Genomic DNA, 20,938 nt, shown 5'->3' on the forward strand with positions numbered 1-20,938 from the left:
TCGCTCAACGACCGGGCCCCTTGCTCCTCGTCACGTCAATGGGATTCACGCGACACCTCCGAACCGGACGCCCCGACGAGGAAGTCGAGGTCGGCGCCACGGTCGGCCTGCAGCACGTGGTCGACGTACAGGCGCTCCCACCCGCGTCGCGGGTTCGCGTAGCCGTCGAGGGTCGCCTGGTTCGGCATCCGCGCGGCCAGCTCTTCGGCGGGCACGTCGAGGTCCAGGCGCCGGGCGCGCACGTCGAGGCTGATCCAGTCGCCGGTGCGCACGAGCGCCAGCGGGCCACCCGCGGCCGCTTCAGGGGTGACGTGCAGCACCACGGTGCCGTACGCGGTGCCCGACATCCGGCCGTCGCACACGCGCACCATGTCGCGCACGCCCTTCGCCAGCAGCTTCGCCGGCAGCGGCATGTTCGACACCTCGGGCATGCCCGGGTACCCCTTCGGACCGCAGCCGCGCAGCACCATGACGCTGTTCTCGTCGATGTCGAGGTCGGGGTCGTCCACGCGGGCGTGGAAGTCCTCGATCGAGTCGAACACGACCGCCCGGCCCCGGTGCTTCAGCAGGTGCGGCGACGCCGCCGCGGGCTTGATGAGCGAACCGCCGGGCGCGAGCGAGCCGCGCAGCACTGAGATGCCGGCATGCGGCTGCAGCGGCGCGTCGCGCGGCGTGATCACGTCGGGGTCCCAGATGCGGGCGTCGTCGAGGTGATCCACCAGCGGGCGGCCGGTGATGCTCAGCGCGGCGGGGTCGAGCAGGTCGCGCACCTCGCGCAGCACGGCCAGGAACCCGCCCGCACGGTACAGGTCGTCCATCAGGTAGTGCCCGGCCGGCTGCAGGTTCACCAACAGCGGCACCTCGGCGCCGATGCGGTCGAAGTCGTCGATCGACAGGTCGATCCCGAGCCGCCCGGCGATCGCCAGCAGGTGCACGACCGCGTTCGTCGATCCGCCGATCGCGGCGAGCGCCACGATCGCGTTGTGGAAGCTCCCCGTCGTGAGGAACGTCGAGGGCCGGCGGTCGTCGGCGACCAGCTGCACCGCGAGCCGGCCGGTGTCGTGCGCGGCCGCCAGCAGCCGCGCATCCGGCGCCGGCGTCCCCGCCACGCCCGGCACGACGACGCCCAGCGCCTCGGCGACCAGCGCCATCGTCGAGGCCGTGCCCATCGTGTTGCAGTGCCCCCTCGAGCGGATCATCGACGATTCGCTTCGCAGGAAGGCCTCCTCCGACAGCGTGCCCGCGCGCACCTCCTCGCTCAGCCGCCACACATCCGTGCCGCAGCCCAGCGCCTCGCCGCGGAAGTGCCCGGTCAGCATCGGCCCACCCGGCACCACCACCGCCGGCAGATCCACCGATGCCGCCGCCATCAGCAGCGACGGGATCGTCTTGTCGCAGCCGCCCAGCAGCACCACGCCGTCGATCGGGTTGGCCCGGAGCATCTCCTCGGTGGCCATCGCCGCCATGTTGCGCCACAGCATCGCGGTCGGCCGCACATTGGTCTCGCCGAGCGAGACCACCGGCAGCTCCAGCGGGATGCCGCCCGCCTCGTAGATCCCGTTCTTCACCGACCGCGCCACCTCGCTCAGGTGCGCGTTGCACGGCGTGAGATCCGAGGCGGTGTTGGCGATCGCGATCTGCGGCCGCCCCTCGAACGCCGAATCCGGCACGCCCCGGCGCATCCACGCCCGGTGGATGTACGCGTTGCGATCGTCCCCCGCGTACCACTGCGAACTGCGAAGCGTCATCGTCGACCTCTCTCCGTCCCGCGCGCGGACGCACGGACACTCCGCCATCCTCCCCGATCCGGCGGACCGCCGGCCCGGCAGAACGAAAAGTGGATGCCTCGACCCTGCGTGATCCGCGGGCCGAGGCATCCACTGCCCTGCTACTTCGTGACGGTCACCTTCAGCGGGGCGCTCACCGTCGTCCCGGCGGCGTTGGTGAACTCGACCGTGTAGGTGTAGGTGCCCTTCGCCTTGCCGGTGACGGGCAGCGTCGCGCGCTGCGCCGCCGGCGACGCCGCCGTGAGCGTGCCCGACCCGACCTCGGCGCCGTTCTCGAGGAACCGGTACGAGGTCGCGTTGGTGCCCCACCACAGGTCGGCGGTGACGGTGTACTGACCGTCGCCCTTCTTGTCGGACACCGACAGGACGGGCTTGCCGGGCGACGCGTCGGTCACCTTGACGGTGAGCGGCTGCGTGGCCGTCGTGCCCTTCGAGTTCACGAGCTCGCCCGTGAAGACGTAGGTGCCGTTCTTCAGTCCCGCGATGTCGACGACCGCGCGCTGCGCAGCCGGGGTCATCATCGCGAGCGGCACCTTGGCGACGAGCTCCCCGTCGCGGTAGAGCTTGAACAGCTGGCCGTTCTCGCCCCACCACAGGTCCATCGTCACCTGGAACGTGCCGTCCTTGAGGCCGGTGTCCCAGCCGTCGTTGGACGACAGCACGCCCTTGCCGGGGACCGCCTTGGCGCCGTCGTCCGACGTCACCTCGGGCAGGGTCACCGCCGCCGTTGCGGCCGACCGGTCGCCCTCGCCGAGCACGTTCACGCCGGCGACCTCGTACGCGTGGGTCGTGCCGAGCTCCAGCGCCGCGATGGTGCACGTCGTCTTCGTCGTCTCGCACACGGGCTCGGTGCCGCCGGCCTCGTACACGCGGTATCCGGTGAATCCGGGGCCCGTCGGGGCCGAGGCATCCCACGACACGCGGATCGAGGTGTCGCCGGCGGGGGTCGCCTGCGCGTTCTGCGGGGCTGCCGCCTTCGTGGTGTCGGCGACGGCGAGCCACGAGATCACCGGCTTCTCGCTGCCGGCGCCCTCGTTGGTCACGACGTAGTCGACCGTGGCCGGTGCCGTCAGCGTGAAGGTCAGCGCGGCGGCGAGCGGCGTGCTCGTCCCCGACAGCGGAATGGTGCCCTTGGCGAGCTCCGTCCCGGCGACCGAGACCGTCTGGTACATCGCGCGGTTGATGTTCCACCACTCGGTGAAACCGCCCGTCAGCGTGTACGTGCCGGCATCCAGCGGCAGACGGTAGACCAGCTTCGTCGTGTCCTGGTAGAGGCCCGTCGAGTACTTGTCGTTGATGTCGGTGGTGCCCTTGGTCTTCATGCCGTCGGCGACATATCCCCACTGGTCGGCCGCCGCCGACACCTGGTCGACCTTGTCGTTGCGCAGCGGCACCGCGCCCGCCACCGCCGTGTACTGCGGCGAGGCCGCACCGCTCGTGCCCGAGTCGATGTAGTACACGAGCGCCGGCGGCACGATCTCGTACCGTGCGATGACGGGCTGGTCCGTGGCGGTCAGGCGGCCGGTCAGCGTGAGCGCCGCATACTCCGTGCGCGGCTGCGCCGCGGACGCGGCATCCCATTCCACGTCCTTCTCGGCACCGGCCACCAGGACCGTGCCTGGCAGGTCGTCGGCCACACCCAGCGCCCCCTGCACGCCCAGGTCGCGCGGCAGGCTCTGCACGTAGACCAGCGCGAGGCGGGCGTTGTAGCCGCTCGTGCCGGTCGTGCCGAACTCCAGGTCGACCACGGCGTCCTGATCCAGCGTCAGCGTCTGCGCCACCGGGGTGGCCGCGCCGGTCGACACCGCCGTCTTCGTCGTCGACACGCCCGCGGCGGTCACCTTCGAGTAGACGTTGGTCGTGAGCCCCGCACGCGGCGCCTGCACCCCGACGAGGTTGTACGACCCCGCCGGCAGCGCCAGGTGGTACGTGATCGGCTTGTTGTAGTCTGCGCCGACGTACGACGAGCCCCAGTCCAGCGGTGAGCCCGCCGCGAGCGTCGTCGCGGTCGTCGAGTAGCCCCACGTCTCGCCCGCGGCCGTCCCGTCCCACTTCTGGTCGGCGGCGTCGTTGCGCAGGTCGGGGAAGGCCGTCCGCACCGCGGCGTACGCGGAGCCGGCCGCCGCACCCGACGAACCCGAGTCGACGAAGTACTCGAGGTCGGCGGGCACCACCAGCACCGTGGCACTGAACCGCTGATACAGCCCGGAGTCGAGCTTCGCGGTCGAGCGTCCGGTCGCGGTGAACGTGCCGAGCTCGGCCGCCGTCTTTGCCGTGTCGACGGCGCTGAGGCTCCACGTCACCTTCTCGTCGGCGCCGAGGAGGGTGAGGTGCGAGGGCAGCGTGCGCTCCTTCGACGTGATGCTCACCACGCCGAGGTCGACGACGTCAGGGCTCACGTCCTTCGGGGTGAGCCGGTCGGCGGCTGCCGTCAGGCGGGCCGACAGCGCGGTCGCGCCCTCGGCGTCCAGCCCGTAGGCGACGGGATCGGATGCCGCGGCCTCCGCGTCCGCCTTCACGGCCGCGAACACCGCCCACGTGTCGGCGCTGTACTCGCTCTCGGCCAGGTCGTCGACGGATCCGACCAGGGCGGCGAGCGCCGTCGTGTCGACCTTCGACGAGTCCGCCGTGGCGGTGACCACCCCGACCGCGTCGACGTTGATCGAGCTGTCGTTGGCGGTCTTGATCACGACCGTGTGCGCCGCGTTCGCGAGACCTCGAAGCTGGAACGCGGTCCGCTCGCTGCCGGCGCTGTAGGTCGGCGCGGCGGCGACGACGGGAACGCCGTCCACCACGACGTCGAGCGTGGGACCCCCCGAGTTGGTGCCGATGATGTCGAGCCCGGTGCCGGTGAACGCGTAGGTCATCGCGGCGCCCTTGGCGGTGCTCTTGGACGCGGTGCGCTGCCACTCGAACATGCCCTGGCCGTTGACGTGGCTCCAGTTCGCGTCGAACTGCAGCACCGGCACCGACGAGTCCGCCCAGCTGGTCTGGTGCATGCCGTCGATCATCGCCGCGTAGTACGGCGTGTAGCCGGGAACGGTCTCGATCTTCAGGTTGTCGAACTGGACGAAGCTGAAGCTCGAGCCGAGCTGGATGCGTCCGGTCGCCTGCGGTGCGGCATCCGTGTAGGTCGCGACCTGGACGCCGTTGACGTAGGCCGTGTAGACCGACCCTGCCACCTTCACGGCGACGTTGTTCCAGACGCCGGCACCGGTCTTGAAGCCCGCGTCGGCGGGCACCGTGCCGCTGGAGAGCGTCGCGCCGAAGCGCATGAACGTCCAGGCGCCGGTCGGATCGATCTTGAGCTCGGCGGCCGACACGCTCTGGCCGTTGGCCGTGCCGCCCTGCTCACGGGCGCCGATCGTCGCGTACTGCGAGCCGGTCGCCTCGAACAGCACATCGGACGAGACCGTGTAGTTCGCCCAGCGCGCGTCACCGATGGTGGTCTTCGGGTCGCCGCTGTTCCACGCGCCGCCGGCCATGCCGGGGCCTACCTGCTGGCGCAGCACGCGGCCGTGCACGGCATCCTGCGTCGCGACGGACTCGAACGCGCCGTTGGTGTCGTTCGTGTAGCGCGGGGTGGCGCCGTTGTCCTCGCTCTGCACCGCGGGCGTGCCGGCGGGCTTGGCCTGATCGCCGCGGGCCGTGAAGTACGGCACGCCGCTGTCGACCAGCTGCCCGGTGGCCGGGTCGTAGCCCTGGATCGTGCCCTCCTCGCGGTAGTCGAAGTCGTCGGCGTACAGGAACGCGTCGTCGGCCACCCCGTTGACGTTGCCGCTGGCGTCCGTGTCGAGCACGTCGCGTCCCCCGTCGGCGTCGGTGTACTCCTTCGACGTCGGCAGGCCCGAGCCGTACCCGTCCTTCGCCACGAGCGAGCCGTCGGCCTTCGTGGTCGCGTGGTCGAGGGTCGTGATCGTGGCGGTCGACCACGGCTTCACCGTGACGGTGTAAGAGCCGTCGGCGGCAGGCTGCACCTCGGCCACGGGCTTGAGGTAGTTCGCGTCGTACGCCTGGCCGGCGTCGGCGGCACGCGTCTCCCACACCTCGGCGGTCGCGTCGGCGCCGAGGTTCAGGTCCTTCGCGACGACGCGGTAGGTCTTGGCGAACTTCGAGTCGTTGATGACGACCGTCGAGAAGTCCGACGCGTCGGGCGCCGCGAGCGTCGTGTACGACGCACCCCCGGCGCGAGCACCGCTCGGCGGGTTGCCGGTGCCGAGCTCGCTCTTGGAGGCCTGCGGGATCGCCCGCCAGATGCCGGCGGTGTTGTCGGCGTTCTCCCACCCGAGCGTCGCGAACTGCGTGAACTGCTCGAGCACCGCGAGGCCGCCGTCGTAGTACAGCCAGCCCGACCACGGGTCGCGGGCGTTCACGAGCTCTTTGGAGGAGTACTGGAACCCGTCGTAGAACGAGCCGATCGCCGGCTGGAAGATGTTCATCGTGCGACGCGACGCGGCGAAGCCGGTCGTGATCCAGTTGCCCATCTCGAGCGCGCTGTTCGTGCCGCCGAACTCGGTGCCGCTGCCGCCCTGCTCGTCGCTGGCGTTGTTGTTGGGGCGGTCGGCCGAGCTCGAGAAGGTGGACTGGCCCTCGGAGTTCCACACCTCCTGGTCGAGCTGCTCGGCGATCTTCTTCATGTTGCCGGCGCTGTCGTCGGCGCTGGAGTAGTGGAAGCCGACGATGTCGACCGCGTCGCGCAGCGACGAGTCGGTGGCCGACGTCATCGCGTTGCCGAACGACACCGGCGGCGTCCCCACGGTGTCGGCGGCGACCGTGCGGATCGCGTGGAAGAGGTCGGCCTCCTGCTGCGTGGCGAAGCCGTTGTTCGGGTCGCTCGCGGTGGCGCCCTCGTAGCCCTTGGCGTCGTTCTTCACCCAGCCGGCGAAGTCCTTGTACAGCTGCACGTTGGGCGTGCTGGTCTCGTTGGTGTCGGGGTTGATCGAGTCGACCATGACGCCGTACTCGCGGTACGCCGCGATCACGGTGTTCTTGAACCAGATGTACTGGTCGGCGTCGTTCACGGCCCACGCCGGCCGGTTCCACCGCAGGATGCTGACGTGCACGTCGCCGTGCGCCACCAGCTGCGCGTCGGCCGCGAGCTGGAAGCCGGGCTCGCGCAGCACGTTCGGGTACTCGTCGCGCGTGCGCATCGTCGAGGCGTTCGGGCCGGTCGACGTGTTGCGGTCGTTGCCCATCTCGATCTTGACGGTGTTCATGATCGGGTGGTCGCCGCCGAACAGGGTCTCGATCAGCTCCCAGTACTTGTCGGGATGCTGCGACTTGTAGTCGAGCAGCAGAGCGCTGGTCGAGTTGGCCGACAGCACGCCGAAGCCCTTGAACGTCAGACCGTTCTTGTTGAGTGCCGCCGCGGCGACGTCGGCGCCGTTGACGTTCACCGTCACGGGGTCGGCTCCCGCCGCCTGCGCCATCGCGGGCACGGTGAGCGGTGCGGCGATCACGGCCGCGGTCACCACTGCGGCGACGACACCCCTCCGGATCCGTGGGGTCTTCGGTCCGGTGTCCGGACGCGGCATCCTTGCCTGCGGCATGTGCACTTCTCCTTCGGGCGCTGGCACGCATATCGGGGCACGACCGCGTGCCCGCAGCGAAATCCTGCCTGCAGGGGACGGATGCCGGTAGCGAATCGAACAGGTTCGATCATGCTTGAACGCATTCGAACACATCTGTACGCTGAGGCGATCATGGAGCAGTCTTCGGAGCCCCCGGCGTTCGGCCTCTCGCGACGCGAGCACATCCTCGACGAGCTCCGCCGCAGCGGCTCCGTGCGGGTCGCCGACCTCGCTCGCGAGCTCGGCGTGTCGGAGCTCACGATCCGCCGCGACATCGGCCACCTCGCCGATCGCGGCCTCGTCACCCGCGTCCACGGCGGCGCGACGCTGCGCAGCCGCCTCGACACGAGCGTCCCCGGGGCGGCGGGGCGCGGCATCCGCTATCGCGTCGGCATGATCGTGCCGTCGCTCAGCTACTACTGGCCGCACATCATGATCGGGTCGCGAGCCGCGGCCACCGAGCTCGGCGTGCAGCTCGTCCTGCGCGGCGCGAGCTATTCCGTCGACGACCAGCGCCGCCAGATCGCGTCTCTCGTCGAATCCGGCGGGCTGCACGGCCTCATCGTGGCGCCCGAGACGCTCGGCCCCGACGGCCGCGCGCTGCTGCACTGGCTCGAAGCCCTGCCGATCCCCGTCGTGCTGGCCGAGCGGCGCGTGCCGTCCACGCTCGCACTCACGAGCCTGGAGTGGGTCACCACCGACCACGTGTTCGGCGGCTCGCTGGCTGCGGCGCACCTGGCGTCGCTGGGCCACCGGCGGGTCGGCATCCTCACCTCCGAAGGCTCGCCGACGTCGTGGCAGCTGCGGCGCGGCTGGGACCGCGCGGTCGCGGAGCTCGGGCTGGACTGCGACGTCGACGTCGACGCGACGCTCGACGAGCTGGACGGCGTCGCGCGCGAGCAGCTCATCGCCGACGTGCTGCAGAGGTGCCGCGAGACGGCGACGACGGCGCTCCTCATCCACAACGACCCGCAGGCCGTGCTGCTGGAGCAGTATGCGCTCGACCACGGGTGGGCGATCCCCGGCGACCTCGCGATCGTCGCCTACGACGACGAGGTGGCCGAGAGTGCCGAACCGCCGATCACGGCGCTGCGCCCGCCCAAGCAGGACATCGGCCGGCTCGCCGTCGAGATGATGGTCGACCGGCTCGAGAGTCCCCGGCTGCCGGTGCGGCGGACGTACGTGCTGCCGGTGCTGCATCGTCGGGCTTCGAGTACAGCTGTTTTGCACGATTAGGCGGTTAGTGCAAAACTGCATGATGTGACCGATAGTGCAGATGGGCTGCGAGAGCGCCGCCGCGCCGAGACGACGCGCACCCTCATCCGCGCGGCCCGCCGCTTCACGGCCGAGCACGGCCTCGCCGGCTTCACGGTCGAGGAGCTGTGCGCCGAGGCCGCGGTGTCGCGACGCACCTTCTTCAACTACTTCGCGTCGAAGGACGACGCGGTGCTCGGCGTCCCGATCGAGCGGGCGGATGCCGACGCCGTCGCCCGCTTCGTCGCGGGAGGCTCCGACGAACCGGGGCTGTCGCCGAACCTGCTGACCGACCTCGCGGTCCTCGCCGAGGAGCGCTGGCGCGCCCTCGACATCGCCCCCGACACCGTTCAGGATCTCTTCCGCGCGGTCGAGAAGGAGCCCAGGCTGCTGGGCCGCATGCTCGAGCTCGGCGCCGAGGGCGAGCGCTACGACGCGCAGCTCATCGAGCAGCGCGAGCGCCTCGAGCCCGGAGACCTGCGCGCCGAGGTGGCTGCGCAGGTGGTGGGCGCGGTCGTCCGCTCCGCCGCCGGCGAGTTCCTCGGCGCGAGCGACGCCGACACCTTCATCGAGATCTTCGAGCGACGCATCGGCGCGGCGCGCGACCTCTTCGTCACGCAGACCGCATTGATAGGAACACCCGAATGACCACCGCCACCCTCCCCACCGCCAAGCCCGGCGGGGATGCGCCGTTCCTGCTCACGCAGCGGCGCATCTGGATCATCTTCTCCGCGCTGATCGCGGGCATGCTGCTGTCGAGCCTCGACCAGACGATCGTGTCGACGGCCATGCCTACCATCGTCGGCGAGCTCGGCGGCGTCTCGCACCAGGTGTGGATCACCACGGCGTACATCCTCGCGACGACGATCGTGATGCCGATCTACGGCAAGTTCGGCGACGTGCTCGGCCGCCGCCGCCTGTTCATGGTCGCCATCGCGATCTTCACGCTCGCCTCGATCGGCTGCGCGTTCGCCACCGACTTCTGGATGTTCGTGATCTTCCGCGCCGTCCAGGGTCTCGGCGGCGGTGGCCTCATGATCCTGTCGCAGGCGATCATCGCCGACATCGTGCCCGCCGACCAGCGCGGCAAGTACCTCGGCCCGATCGGCGGCATCTTCGGCCTCGCGGCCGTCGCCGGCCCGCTCCTCGGCGGGTTCTTCGTCGACCACCTGACGTGGCAGTGGGCGTTCTACATCAACATCCCCGTCGGCATCGCGGCGTTCTTCGTGGCCGTCTTCGCCCTCAAGCTGCCCGACAAGAAGGCCGAGAAGCCCATCGACTGGCTGGGCGTGCTGTTCCTGTCGGCGGCGACGACGTGCCTCATCTTCTTCACGGACTTCGGCGGTTCGGCCGACTTCGGCTGGGACTCCGGCGCGACGTGGGCGTGGGGCGCCGGGCTCGTCGCCGCCGCAGGACTGTTCGTCTTCACCGAGTCGCGGGCCGCGGACCCGATCATGCCGCTGTCGATGTTCCGCAACCCGATCTTCATCAACGCCACCGCCATCGGCATGGCGATCGGCATCGGCATGTTCGCGGCCCTCGGCTTCGTGCCGACGTTCCTGCAGATGTCGTCCGGCACGTCGGCGGCGGCATCCGGCCTCCTGATGCTGCCGATGATGGTCGGTGTGATGGGCACCTCGATCGCGTCGGGCCTGCTGATCACGAAGACCGGCAGGTACAAGCTGTTCCCGATCGTCGGCACGCTCATCGTCGGCGTCGCGATGATCCTCATGACGACGCTGACGGCCTCGACGCCGATCTGGCTGATCTGTGTGTACCTGTTCCTGTTCGGCGTGGGCCTCGGCTGCATCATGCAGGTCGTGGTGCTCGTCGTGCAGAACGCGGTCCCCGCATCCGACCTCGGCACCGCCACGTCGACGAACAACTACTTCCGCGAGGTGGGCGCAGCGCTCGGCACCGCCGTGTTCGGCACGCTGTTCACGACGCGGCTCACCGAGAACCTGACGAAGGTGTTCACCGATGCCGGCGCGTCCGCCGAGCAGGCCGGGCAGGCGACCTCGACCATCGACCCGTCCGTGCTGAACGACCTGCCCGACCAGATCCGTACGGGCGTCGTCGACGCCTACGCCGACGCGCTCGCGCCGGTGTTCTGGTACCTCGTGCCGTTCATCGCCGCCGCCTTCGTGCTGGCCCTCTTCCTCAAGCAGATCCCGCTGTCGGACGTCGCCGGGCTCGTCGCCCGCGGTGAGGCCATCGGCGGCGAGGAGGCCGAGCGCCTCGAGGCCGAGCAGCGCGCCGCCGAGGCTCCTGCCCCGCGCGGCGGGCGCCGCCGACGCGAGAAGGTCGCGTCCGGAGACTGATCCGGAGAGGGGATGCCCCGGCCCGGCGCGCTGCATCGGGCCGGGGCATCCGCGCGTGCGCAAGGGGCTCGTCGAGCCGGGCGCGTCAGGCGCCGAATCGCTCCTGCAGCCCGGCATAGCCGACGGCCCCGTCGAGGAACCCGAGGGTGCCGTCATCGAGCAGCTCACGGCCGGCGCGCTCGACGGCGCTGAACGCGGCACGCGCGATGCTGCCCCCGACGCTCACCCGCTTCACCCCGAGCGCGAACAGCGCAGGCGCGGGGATCACCGGCGAGGTGAGCCCCGCGACCATGTTCACGGGAGCCGCGATCTCGTCGACGAGCCGGCGGATCGTGTCGGCGTCGCGCACGCCCGGCACGAAGATGCCGTCCGCTCCCGCCTCGACGTACCGGCGGGCGCGCTCGACCGTCTCGGCGAACGGGTCGTCGACGCCGCCGACGAAGTACGCGTCGGTGCGCGCGTTGAGCACGAACGAACCCGCGGATGCCGCCGCCCGCGCGGCCGCAAGACGAGCGGTCGCCGTCTCGATGTCGAACAGCCGGCCGCCGGCGGCGTCTTCGATGTTGCCGCCGACGACGCCGAGCGACGCGGCCCGCGCGACGGCGGCTCCGACCTCGGCCGGGGTGTCGCCGTACCCCGCCTCCAGGTCGGCCGACACCGGCACGTCGACCGCGGCGACGATCTCGGCCACGCGCGCGAACATCGTGTCGACGCCGAGCGGGCCGCCGTCGGGCAGTCCGCACGACCACGCGATACCGGCGCTGGTGGTCGCGATGGCCGGGAAGCCCACCTGCTCGAGGATGCGGGCGGTGCCGGCATCCCACGCGTTCGGGATGACGAAGCCGGGGCCGGAGTGCAGGGCGAGCAGCGCCGCGGCGCGGTCGGTGTGGGTCACGCCGGGAATCGTACGCCGCCCCTCCGACCCCCGCAGCGGGACGGACGGGATGCCGGCGGCCGCGGCCGCCGGCATCCATTCACTCCTTCGCGCCGCCCGACCCGCCCGTGAGCGAGTCGCGGTACTTGTCGGCGTAGGTCGGGGTGTCGGCGATGAGGTCGTCGGCGAACGCGGCGACGTCCTCGCCCACGAGCTCGCGCGCGCTCTTGCCGTCGGCGGCGCCCTGCTCGAAGAAGTCGACGATCCCCGACAGCAGCGTGCCGTCCTCGATGCCGACGGGGCCGACCTTGAAGTAGTACTTCTGCAGCTCGTCGTAGACGATGCGGTAGTCGGCGGGGAGCGCCTTCACGCGTGCGACGTGTGCGCGCCACTGCTTCTTGCCCTCGAGGATGTCCCGGATGCCCATGTCACTCTCCTGTCTGCGCCAGGCGGCGCGCCACGTTGCGGTTCAGCTGCCGGCGCCACTTCTCGCGGAAGTCGGGGGCGCCCTCTTCTCCGGCGAGCGCCGCGGCGAAGCCGTCGATGTCGCCGCCGAGCACGTCGTCGATGCGCAGCCCGTCGGCGGCGGACTCCTCCAGCAGCCCCAGCGCGCCGTCGAGGACGGGCGTCAGGTTGCGGCCCGTGAAGTCGCCGTAGGGCATGAGCCGTGTCGTCAGGTCGCGCCACGCGGCGCGGTAGTCGGCGGGCAGCGCCTCTGCCCGGGCGTCGAACGCCTTCCACTCCCGGGTCAGGTCGCTGCCGGTGATGGTCTCCCAGAAGTTCATCGTGCGCTCTCCTTCAGTGTGTCGATACGGGTGGAGACGTACTCCCATTTGGCCCAGAACGTGGCGAGCTCAGCACGGCCCGCGTCGTTGAGCCCGTAGAACTTGCGTGGCGGGCCGACGCCCGAGGGCCGCTTGGTCACCTCGACCAGGCCGTTGCGCTCCAGCCGCAGCAGGATCGTGTAGACGGTGCCCTCGATCACGTCGGCGAAGCCGAGCTCGTTGAGCTGCCGCGTGATCGCGTAGCCGTACGTCTCCTCGGTGCCGATGATCTGCAGCACGCAGCCCTCGAGGGTGCCCTTCAGCATCTCGGTCAGGTCTTCCATCGCTGCTCCTCATTCCCAGTACTCGGTATCACCGAGTACTGCTATACGGTAACACCGAGTAGTGGGTGCTGGCAACGCCGCGCCCTGGGATTCACTCCGACAGGGCGTCCCGCGCCGAGCCCCAGCCGGCCATCACCGAGCGCACCCCGGCGTCGCGCTCGGCGCTGAGCGCCGTGGCCAGCGAGGCATCGAGGATCTCGTCGATGCTCACGCGGCGGCCGGTGCGCGCACTGAGCATCGCGGCCTCGACCATCGCGAGGCTCAGGATGTTCTCGTGCACCCGGCCCATCGGCTCGGCGCCGGTGCGCAGCGCCGCGACGAACTCGCGCAGCGAGCCCGAGATCCCGGCCCCGGGAGCGGCGACGTCGGCCGCCGGGAGGCCGGTGCCGACGGCATCCCCCGTCGGCGGGTTGTCGCCGTCCCACAGCACGGAGCCGTGCTCGGCCGACAGGCGCCACGAGCCGTTCCACGACGTCTCGAGGCCGGGGCTGCACCAGCTGCCGGTGAAGACGAAGCGGGCGCCGTCGTCGAACTCGAACGCGGCGGTGGCCGCGGCGTCGCCGGCGTACCAGCTCCATGCCGGGTTGTACTCGTCGCACATCACCGACACCGGGTCGGCGCCCAGGAGGAACCGCGCCATGTCGAACTGGTGGATCGCCATGTCGAGCAGCAGCGGGCTGGACATCGCGTCGCGGAATCCGCCGAAGCGCGGCGCCTTGAAGAAGTCGACCGAGAGGATGCCGGCACGCCCGAGGCCTGCCGCGAGCGCCCGCGTCGCGTACAGGTGGTCGTCGTAGCGGCGCGACTGGCTCACCATGAACAGCTGCCCGGTGAGCTGGGCGGCGGCGGCAAGAGACAGCGCCTCGGCGACCGTCGCAGCGGCCGGCTTCTCGCCGAGCACCGGGATGCCGGCTCGCAGCGCGGCGAGGGTGACGGGGTGGTGCGCGGCGGGCACCGTGACGTCGACGATCGCGTGCGCGCCGGTGCGGCGCACGAGCTCGACGGCGTCGGCGCCCGTCGCAAGCCCGGGCACCCCGACCTCGGCCGCGGCCTCGTCGGCCACCTCGACCGCGAGGTCGGCGATGCCGGCGAGTTCCACGTCACGCTCCGCCATGATGGTGCGCAGCCAGGCGCGCCCCATCGGACCGGCGCCGACCACGACGACCCGCACGCGCCCGGCGTCGGCGCCGGCGTCGGCGGGCCACGTCGCGAACGTCATGCCTCGCCCGCCTCCGCCGCCGCACGGGCCTCGGCGATCTCGGGCGCCGCGTGGGCGTAGTCGGCGCCACGCGCGAATTCCCCGGTGTCGTAGCGCAGCAGTGTGGGCAGCGTGCGGTCGGGGCGATCGCTGCGCGCCCACTCCACGCCGTTCGCGATCACGCGCCGGACGTCGCGGTGGTGGTAGACGGGGTACTCCTGGTCACCCGGACTGAAGTAGAAGATGCGGCCGTGGCCGCGGCGGAACGTGCACCCCGAGCGGAACACCTCTCCCCCGCTGAACGAACTGATGAAGACGAGTTCGTCGGGCGCCGGGATGTCGAAGAACTCGCCGTACATCTCCTGCGCCGGGATGTCGATCGGCTGCGGCACGCCCTGCGCGATCGGGTGGGTGGGGTCGACGGTCCACACGAGCTCGCGGTCCTGCTCGGCCCGCCACCGCAGCGTGCAGCTCGTGCCCATGAGCTTCACGAAGATCTTCGACCAGTGACCCGAGTGCAGCACGATGAGTCCCATGCCCGACAGCACGTGCCGGTGCACGCGTTCGACCACGTCGTCGCCCACCTCGCCGTGAGCCGCGTGCCCCCACCACGTCAGCACGTCGGTCTGCACCAGCACCTCCTCGGTGAGCCCGTGCTCGGGCTCGTCGAGGGTCGCCGTGCGCACGACCGCCCGATCCCCGAGGTTCTCGCGGATCCCCTCGGCGATCGCGGTGTGCATGCCGTCCGGGTAGATCCGGGCGACGCTCTCGTCGTGCTGCTCGTGGCGGTTCTCGCCCCACACGGTGACTCTGATGGGTCTGGTCATGACGCGATTCTTCCGTCAGCCCGCACCGGTGCGGGCGAGGCGCGACGCTATTTCGCGGGTACGACGACAAATGGATGCCGGCGGCCTCGGCCGCCGGCATCCATCCGTGTCCTCGATGAGGCGTTACGCGGTCTGCTCGACCGCGACCTCGTTCGTGATGACGGGGCGCAGCGGCAGCAGCGCGCCGGCGACCTGGTTGATCGCGTCGGCGTCCACACCCGCCTCGGCGAGCGCGGCCGCGGCGTGGCCGATGACGCGGTCGAAGTCCTCGCCCGAGATGCCGCGGCCGGCGTGCGCGACGCCGAGGTCCTTGCCCTTGTAGCCGTCCGGGCCGCCCGCGGCGGCGGCCAGGAACAGCGCCATGTGACGCTTCTGGTCGACCATGCGGGTCTCGGTGAAGTACGGCGCGAGCGTCTCGTCGCCGAGGATGCGCGTGTACAGCCCGTCGACGACGGCGGCGATGCCGGCGCCCTCGCCGAGTCGCTGGTACAGGGTCGCTTCGGTGGTGTCAGTCATGGAGTTCCGATCGTGAGGTGGGAATGGAGGGTCAGTACTCGATGTCGCCGGGGCGCCAGTCGGCGTCCACCGGCTGTTCCGCGTCTGCGGCGGGGGCCGCAGGCGCAGGCGGAGCGGCAGGCGTCGCCCCGAGCCTGCCGAGTTCGCGCTCGATCGACTCCAGGAGCGAATGCACCTGGGCCGTCGCCATGCGGGCGAACTGGCGCGCGCGGACGACATCGTCGGGCGACGCCGGACCCGCAGCGGCGAGGTCGTCGGTCGCGAACGCGAAGCCCGGGGAGCGGTCGGTCGCCCACGCCTGGGGCGCGGCCGGAGCCGGCGCGGGCACACCCGCCGCGGCGGCCGCGGGCGCGGCGGCGGCGACCTGCCCGGGATGGGCGGCGGCCTTCTTCTCGATCGAGTGGGCGACCTGCTGCGCGCGCTCGATGATCTCGCGGTACTGCTTGCGGGCGGTCTCGATGAGGTCCTTGGCGTACGACTCGGCCTCGGCCACGGCGTCGTCGGCGATGCGCTGCGCGCTGCTGAGCAGCAGCACCGCACGGCTCGAGATCTCGCCGTCGTCGGTGTTGACGCCGCTCGCCGTCAGCGCGTCGTTGTCGCGCCAGGCGAGCTCAAGGGCGTCGGCCGCCGCGGCGAGGAGCGTCTGCACCTCGCCGCGGGAGTACCCGTGGCGCTCCTCGGGGAACGAGACGCTGCGCAGCAGCTCGGGCGTGATCGATACGGATTGAGTCGGAGTCATGTTCGTCTCTGCCCTCTACTGGTTTCCCCGCCCGGCACCGGCGCGGGCGAGCTCCGGGGTGGCTGCCTGCGTGCCGGAAGCGCTGGGTTGCTGGGTGAACGGGTCTTCGTACTTCTCGGCGCGGATGAGGTGCTCGTCGAGTCCGGCTCGGCGCAGCGTCGCGATCGTGTGGTCGACCATTCGAGGCGACCCGCAGACCATCGCCATGCGGCCGTCCCACGGACCGTCGGCGGCGGCGAGGTCTCCGATGAGTCCCTGCGGTCCGGGGAAGGACGGGTCGTCCGACACCGCGTACCTGACGGTGAGCCACGGCGCATCGGCGAAACGCTCCAGCTCGGGGCGCGCGTAGAACCCCCAGGGATGCCGCACGCCGTGGTACAGCGTGACCTTCGGGCCGCTGCCGCGCGACGCGTGGCGCCCGGCGACCTGGTCGAGGACCGCCAGGAGCGGCGCCAGCCCGGTGCCGCCGGCGATGAGCAGCAGGTCGGGCCACTCGCTCTCGAACGGGAGGGTGAGCAGCTCGCCGATGGGCGGACCCAGCCGGATCCGGTCGCCCGCCTTCACGTCCCGCAGCAGCGCGCCGCTGACCTGGCCGCCGGCGACCAGCTGCACGTGGAACGTGATCGTGCCGTCGGCGCGGGGAGCGTGCGTCGGCGAGAAGTAGCGCCACTGGCGCGGACGCTGCGGGATCTCGAGCGCGAGCGACTGGCCGGCCTGGTAGCGGTAGCGGTCGTCGGGACGGATCGTGACGGTGCCCACGTCCATGCCGCGGCGCTCGGTCGAGACGACCACGCCCGCCCACGTCGCGGGCTGCGACTCGACGGACTCGGCGGCCGTGATCATCGTCGTCGCGATGAGGTTGTACGCGTCGGCCCAATCGGCCGCCAGTTCCGGCGTCCACGCCGTACCCAGGAAGTGCTTGAGCGTCGCGAGGAGCGACGCGCCCACGGCCGGGTAGTGGCCGGCGATCGTGCCGAACTTGCGGTGGTCGCGCCCGAGGTCCTCGATGTAGCCGACGACGTCGCCCACGTGGTCGACGTTGCTCACCATGTGGCCGAGGGCCTTCACGAGGCGGTCGCGCTGGTTGGCCATCGCGACGGGGAAGAGGTCGCGCGTCTCAGGGTGGGCCAGGAACAGGTGCGCGTAGAAGTAGCCGGGCACCGCGTCGCCGTGTGCCGCCACCTGCCCCCAGGTCCGTTTGAGCGCATCCGTATCCACCGTTGTCGTGTCCCTCCGTCGGCTGATCGGTACGGGCGACGCTAGCGCGTTCCAGATGCATCCGCAAAGCCTTCACCTGTAAGTGCAACTGCGTATGATGTGAGCGTGCAGCGCGTCGTTTCCGGGCGCGGCACGGGCTGGGGGGCCATGATGACCGTGCTCTTGACGAACGGAACCGTCTTCGTCGACGACGACCTGCGCGCGCAGGCGGCCGACCTGGTGCGGCGCGCGCAGGAGCCGGGCTCACGAGGCCTCGCGCTCGTGAGCGGAGACACCGAGGGCGTCGCGCTCGGCCCGGACCTCAACACGTTCCTGTTCCAGGTGCTCGTGGGCCTCGCGCGCGGCAGCGTGTCGGTGACCGCCCTCCCCGAAGAGCTGACGACGACGGTCGCGGCGGAGCTGATCGGCGTCTCGCGCCCCACCCTCATGAAGATGGTGCGCGACGGCGTGCTGCCCTCGCGCATGGCGGGCAGCCACACCCGGCTGCGGACGAGCGACGTCCTCGCGCTGCGCAAGACCCGCGCGCGCGAGCGCCGCGAGGCGTTCGAGGCGCTGTTGCGATTCGACGAGGAATTCGGAGCCGACTGACAGGCACGGCTGGGTAGTCTGTCCCCTGTGCCGCATCCCCCCGTGCCGCAGCGCTTCTTCGTCGATGCCGACGTCCTCGCCACGCCCACTCCGTTCTGCTGGCTGGCGATGCTGCGCGACGAGACCGACGGCGCATTTCAGCTGCACACCTCGCCCGATGAGCTGACGGCCGCCACTCTCGAGTGGCGCACCAGCCATCAGGCGGCTGACGCGAGCACCGCCGCACGTCGCGAGCACCTGCTGCGTGCCGTCCTCGACGAGGTCACGGGGGCGACCGAGAGCGACGTGCACCTCGCGCCCGCGTCGCACGCCGGGGCCGGAGGCCCCGACGAGCACTGGACGCCCGACGAGTTCCTCTGCCTCGTGGACGACGAGTCGGGCCCGAGCGTGCGCGCACTGACGCGACGACGCCAGGACGACGTCGAGCGCCGCCGCGCTGCGGGGCTGCCCACGGACTCCCTCACCGACGCCCTGGTCGCCGCCGGCTGCCCGGCCTTCGCGGAACGGGTCTCGGCGCACCTGCGCGCCCTCGCCGCCTGACCCCGCCTGACCGCGCGACGCCGAGCGCATGCCGGACCCCGGCCCTGCGCCGTCCGTCGGCGCGCTCCGGCGTCGATCCCGGGCACCACGCGCACTCGCTTGATACTCAGTCTCGCGTACACTGAACCGCAGTTCCACGGTTCTGAACGTCAGGAGTCCGGCATGGCCGCCGCAGCCTCGTACACCGCCCCCGTCGACGACTACGCCTTCCTGTACGGCGAGGCGTTCGGGCTCGATCTGGTCGCGCGCGCGACCGACAGCGAGCTGACCGCCGACGACGCGACCGAGATCATCGCCGGAGCCGGCGAGTTCGCGGCATCCGTCATCGCGCCGCTCGAGTCCGTGGGCGACCGCGTCGGCGCGCGCCTCGTGGACGGCGAGGTGCAGCTGCCCGACGGCTTCGCGGCCGCCTACCGGGCGTTCGTCGAGGCGGGCTGGGTCACGGCCGAGGCCCCCGTCTCGGCGGGCGGCGACGGGCTGCCAGGAGCGATCCGCGCGGGTCTCGGCGAGATCTGGAACGGCTCGAACGCCGCCTTCGCGCTGTGCTGGCTGCTGACGGCCGGACAGATCCACGCCCTCGACGCGGCAGCATCGGACGAGATCCGCGAGACCTACCTCACGAAGCTCGTGTCGGGCGAGTGGACCGGCACGATGAACCTCACGGAGCCGGACGCCGGCACCGACCTCGGCGCGATCCGCACCACGGCGACGCAGCGCGAGGACGGCAGCTGGGGCATCCGCGGCCAGAAGATCTTCATCACGTGGGGCGACCACGACGTCGCCGAGAACATCGTGCACCTCGTCCTCGCGCGCACGCCCGGAGCGCCCGAGGGCGCGCGCGGACTGTCGCTGTTCGTCGCGCCGAAGTTCCTCGTGAACGAGGACGGCAGCCTCGGCGGGCGCAACGCGGTCACGACCGTGTCGATCGAGCACAAGCTCGGCATCCACGGCAGCCCCACGTGCGTGCTCGCGTACGAGGATGCCACCGGCTACCTCGTCGGCGAGCTCGGCGGAGGGCTGGCCGGCATGTTCGTGATGATGAACTCGGCGCGTGCGGGCATGGGCTTCCAGGCCACCGGTATCGCCGACCGCGCCTACCAGGAGGCCGCCGCCTACGCCGCGGACCGCGTCCAGGGCCGTGTGCTCGGCCGCGACGGCCGCGCGCCGATCGCCGAGCACCCCGATGTGCGCCGCCTGCTGCTGTCGATGTCGAGCAAGATCTTCGCGATGCGCGCCCTCGGCGTCTACACGGCCGACCTGCTCGACCGCGCGGAGGAGGACGAATCGCTGGCCGCGCTCGCGGAGTTCTTCGTGCCGATCCTCAAGGGCTGGACCACCGAGGACGCCGTGCAGACCACGAGCGAGGGCATCCAGGTCTACGGCGGCATGGGCTTCATCGAAGAGACGGGCGCCGCCCAGCACTACCGCGACATCCGCATCACTCCCATCTACGAGGGCACCACGGCGATCCAGTCGAACGACCTCGTGGGTCGCAAGCTGATCCGCGACGCCGGCGCGACGGCCGAACAGCTGTTCACGCAGATCGACGCGACCGTCGCGCAGCTGCGCGGGCACGACGGCGCCGTCGCCGCCCGCACCGCCGACCGGCTCGAGCGGGCCGTCGCGGCATCCCGTCGCGCCACCGCCGACCTGCTCGGCTTCGCCGGCTCACCCCGCGACGCGTACGCCGTCAGCGTGCCGTACCTGCTGATGCTCGGCACGCTCGCGGGCGGCTGGATGCACGGCCTCGCCGTCGCCGCCGTGGCGTCGCACGCATCGGAAGAGGCGAGGGATGCCGCCCGCCTGACCTCGGCGGACTTCTACGGCGCCCACCACCTCTCCCGCGTGCACGCGCTGGCCGAGACGGTCGCCGGCGGCGAGATCGCCTGATCCGGAGGGGAGACGGCGTCCCCGGCGGGCGGTACTGTGTGGCGCATGGCCGAGCAGCCCACCGAGACGATCGAGATCCTGCACCGGTTCCGCGCTCCGCGGGAAGCCGTGTGGCGCGCGTGGACGGACCCCGAGCTCGTCGCCCGGTGGTGGGGATCGGATCCCGACGGCGCCGTGACCGCCGCGACCCTCGACGTCAAGGTCGGCGGCCGCTTCGTCGTCTCGTTCCAGGACGCCACCGGCGACGCGCACACGTCCGAAGGCGTGTACCTGCACGTCGAACCGCCCGCCGCGCTGGGTTTCACGTGGTCGTGGGTGAGCGAGCCGGGCAACACGTCACGCGTGAGCGTGGGCCTCACGGCCGACGGCGCCGACACCGAGATGCGGTTCGTGCACGGCGAGCTCCGCGGCACGTCGGCGCACGACTACGCGGACGGCTGGCGGCGCACGTTCGCGAAGCTCGACCGCGTACTCGCGGCGCGCTGACGACCGCGGTCCTCGGCGCTGC

At 71.4% G+C, this 20,938-nt stretch carries 18 protein-coding genes; 7 read left to right on the top strand and 11 right to left on the bottom strand.

The window, feature by feature from the left end:
• Positions 1 to 35: 35 nt before the first annotated feature.
• Together ACFWJ8_RS15940 and ACFWJ8_RS15945 are read right to left on the bottom strand one after the other, a co-directional pair.
• The gene (locus ACFWJ8_RS15940; RefSeq protein WP_378813359.1) at positions 36 to 1,748 is read right to left on the bottom strand and encodes an IlvD/Edd family dehydratase; all 1,713 of its coding nucleotides are present in this window, start codon (positions 1,746 to 1,748) and stop codon (positions 36 to 38) included.
• A gap of 140 nt (positions 1,749 to 1,888) precedes the next feature.
• A complete protein-coding gene (locus ACFWJ8_RS15945; RefSeq protein WP_378813361.1) occupies positions 1,889 to 7,336 on the bottom strand; it encodes a chitinase N-terminal domain-containing protein in 5,448 nt (1,815 codons plus the stop codon).
• 153 nt (positions 7,337 to 7,489) lie between these two features.
• Between ACFWJ8_RS15945 and ACFWJ8_RS15950 the strand changes: the two genes are divergently transcribed.
• The 3 genes from ACFWJ8_RS15950 to ACFWJ8_RS15960 are packed head-to-tail and all read left to right on the top strand — an operon-like array spanning position 7,490 to position 10,932.
• Positions 7,490 to 8,593 (top strand): substrate-binding domain-containing protein, encoded by a 1,104-nt coding sequence (locus ACFWJ8_RS15950; RefSeq protein WP_378813363.1) that lies wholly within the window; start codon positions 7,490 to 7,492, stop codon positions 8,591 to 8,593.
• 24 nt (positions 8,594 to 8,617) lie between these two features.
• Positions 8,618 to 9,259 carry a TetR/AcrR family transcriptional regulator gene (locus ACFWJ8_RS15955; RefSeq protein WP_378813365.1) on the top strand — a complete coding sequence of 214 codons (642 nt, stop codon included), beginning with the start codon at positions 8,618 to 8,620 and terminating at the stop codon, positions 9,257 to 9,259.
• Complete coding sequence (locus ACFWJ8_RS15960; protein ID WP_378813367.1) at positions 9,256 to 10,932, top strand: MDR family MFS transporter; 1,677 nt, start codon at positions 9,256 to 9,258, stop codon at positions 10,930 to 10,932. The genes ACFWJ8_RS15955 and ACFWJ8_RS15960 overlap by 4 nt, the downstream gene beginning before the upstream one ends.
• Before the next feature lie 85 nt (positions 10,933 to 11,017).
• Here the strand turns inward: ACFWJ8_RS15960 and ACFWJ8_RS15965 are convergent, their stop codons facing one another.
• From ACFWJ8_RS15965 to ACFWJ8_RS16005, 9 genes are all read right to left on the bottom strand, one after another.
• Positions 11,018 to 11,827: an isocitrate lyase/phosphoenolpyruvate mutase family protein gene (locus ACFWJ8_RS15965; protein ID WP_378813369.1), complete on the bottom strand. Its 810-nt coding sequence runs from the start codon at positions 11,825 to 11,827 to the stop codon at positions 11,018 to 11,020.
• Between the two features lie 79 nt (positions 11,828 to 11,906).
• Complete coding sequence (locus ACFWJ8_RS15970; protein ID WP_378813371.1) at positions 11,907 to 12,233, bottom strand: DUF1048 domain-containing protein; 327 nt, start codon at positions 12,231 to 12,233, stop codon at positions 11,907 to 11,909.
• A 1-nt stretch (position 12,234) separates the two neighbouring features.
• Positions 12,235 to 12,591 (bottom strand): DUF1048 domain-containing protein, encoded by a 357-nt coding sequence (locus tag ACFWJ8_RS15975; protein WP_378813372.1) that lies wholly within the window; start codon positions 12,589 to 12,591, stop codon positions 12,235 to 12,237.
• Entirely contained in the window at positions 12,588 to 12,914 is a 327-nt protein-coding gene (locus tag ACFWJ8_RS15980; RefSeq protein WP_378813374.1) for a PadR family transcriptional regulator, read from the bottom strand. Before ACFWJ8_RS15980 ends, ACFWJ8_RS15975 begins: the two co-directional genes overlap by 4 nt.
• 91 nt (positions 12,915 to 13,005) lie before the next feature.
• Positions 13,006 to 14,133, bottom strand: a complete 1,128-nt coding sequence (locus ACFWJ8_RS15985) for a Gfo/Idh/MocA family protein (protein ID WP_378813375.1) — start codon at positions 14,131 to 14,133, stop codon at positions 13,006 to 13,008.
• Positions 14,130 to 14,939, bottom strand: a complete 810-nt coding sequence (locus tag ACFWJ8_RS15990; protein WP_378813377.1) for a ThuA domain-containing protein — start codon at positions 14,937 to 14,939, stop codon at positions 14,130 to 14,132. The genes ACFWJ8_RS15985 and ACFWJ8_RS15990 overlap by 4 nt, the downstream gene beginning before the upstream one ends.
• 123 nt (positions 14,940 to 15,062) lie before the next feature.
• A complete protein-coding gene (locus ACFWJ8_RS15995; protein ID WP_378813379.1) occupies positions 15,063 to 15,455 on the bottom strand; it encodes a group 1 truncated hemoglobin in 393 nt (130 codons plus the stop codon).
• A gap of 31 nt (positions 15,456 to 15,486) precedes the next feature.
• Positions 15,487 to 16,194, bottom strand: coding sequence for a DivIVA domain-containing protein (locus tag ACFWJ8_RS16000; RefSeq protein ID WP_378813380.1), 708 nt, complete (start codon positions 16,192 to 16,194; stop codon positions 15,487 to 15,489).
• Positions 16,195 to 16,209: 15 nt separating this feature from the next.
• On the bottom strand, positions 16,210 to 17,412 hold the full coding sequence (locus ACFWJ8_RS16005) for a globin domain-containing protein (RefSeq protein WP_378813382.1): 1,203 nt from the start codon (positions 17,410 to 17,412) through the stop codon (positions 16,210 to 16,212).
• 105 nt (positions 17,413 to 17,517) lie between these two features.
• Here ACFWJ8_RS16005 and ACFWJ8_RS16010 point away from each other — a divergent pair, with 105 nt between their 5' ends.
• The 4 genes from ACFWJ8_RS16010 (at position 17,518) to ACFWJ8_RS16025 (ending at position 20,916) form a co-directional block, all read left to right on the top strand.
• Positions 17,518 to 18,000: a helix-turn-helix domain-containing protein gene (locus ACFWJ8_RS16010; RefSeq protein ID WP_378813383.1), complete on the top strand. Its 483-nt coding sequence runs from the start codon at positions 17,518 to 17,520 to the stop codon at positions 17,998 to 18,000.
• Positions 18,001 to 18,027: 27 nt separating this feature from the next.
• A complete protein-coding gene (locus ACFWJ8_RS16015) occupies positions 18,028 to 18,540 on the top strand; it encodes a hypothetical protein (protein ID WP_378813385.1) in 513 nt (170 codons plus the stop codon).
• A gap of 162 nt (positions 18,541 to 18,702) precedes the next feature.
• Positions 18,703 to 20,430: an acyl-CoA dehydrogenase gene (locus ACFWJ8_RS16020; protein WP_378813387.1), complete on the top strand. Its 1,728-nt coding sequence runs from the start codon at positions 18,703 to 18,705 to the stop codon at positions 20,428 to 20,430.
• Positions 20,431 to 20,475: 45 nt separating this feature from the next.
• Complete coding sequence (locus ACFWJ8_RS16025) at positions 20,476 to 20,916, top strand: SRPBCC domain-containing protein (protein ID WP_378813389.1); 441 nt, start codon at positions 20,476 to 20,478, stop codon at positions 20,914 to 20,916.
• The last annotated feature ends 22 nt before the right edge of the window (positions 20,917 to 20,938 follow it).

Source organism: Microbacterium sp. NPDC058389, assembly GCF_042722305.1.
In the GTDB taxonomy this organism is placed as follows: Bacteria; Actinomycetota; Actinomycetes; order Actinomycetales; family Microbacteriaceae; genus Microbacterium.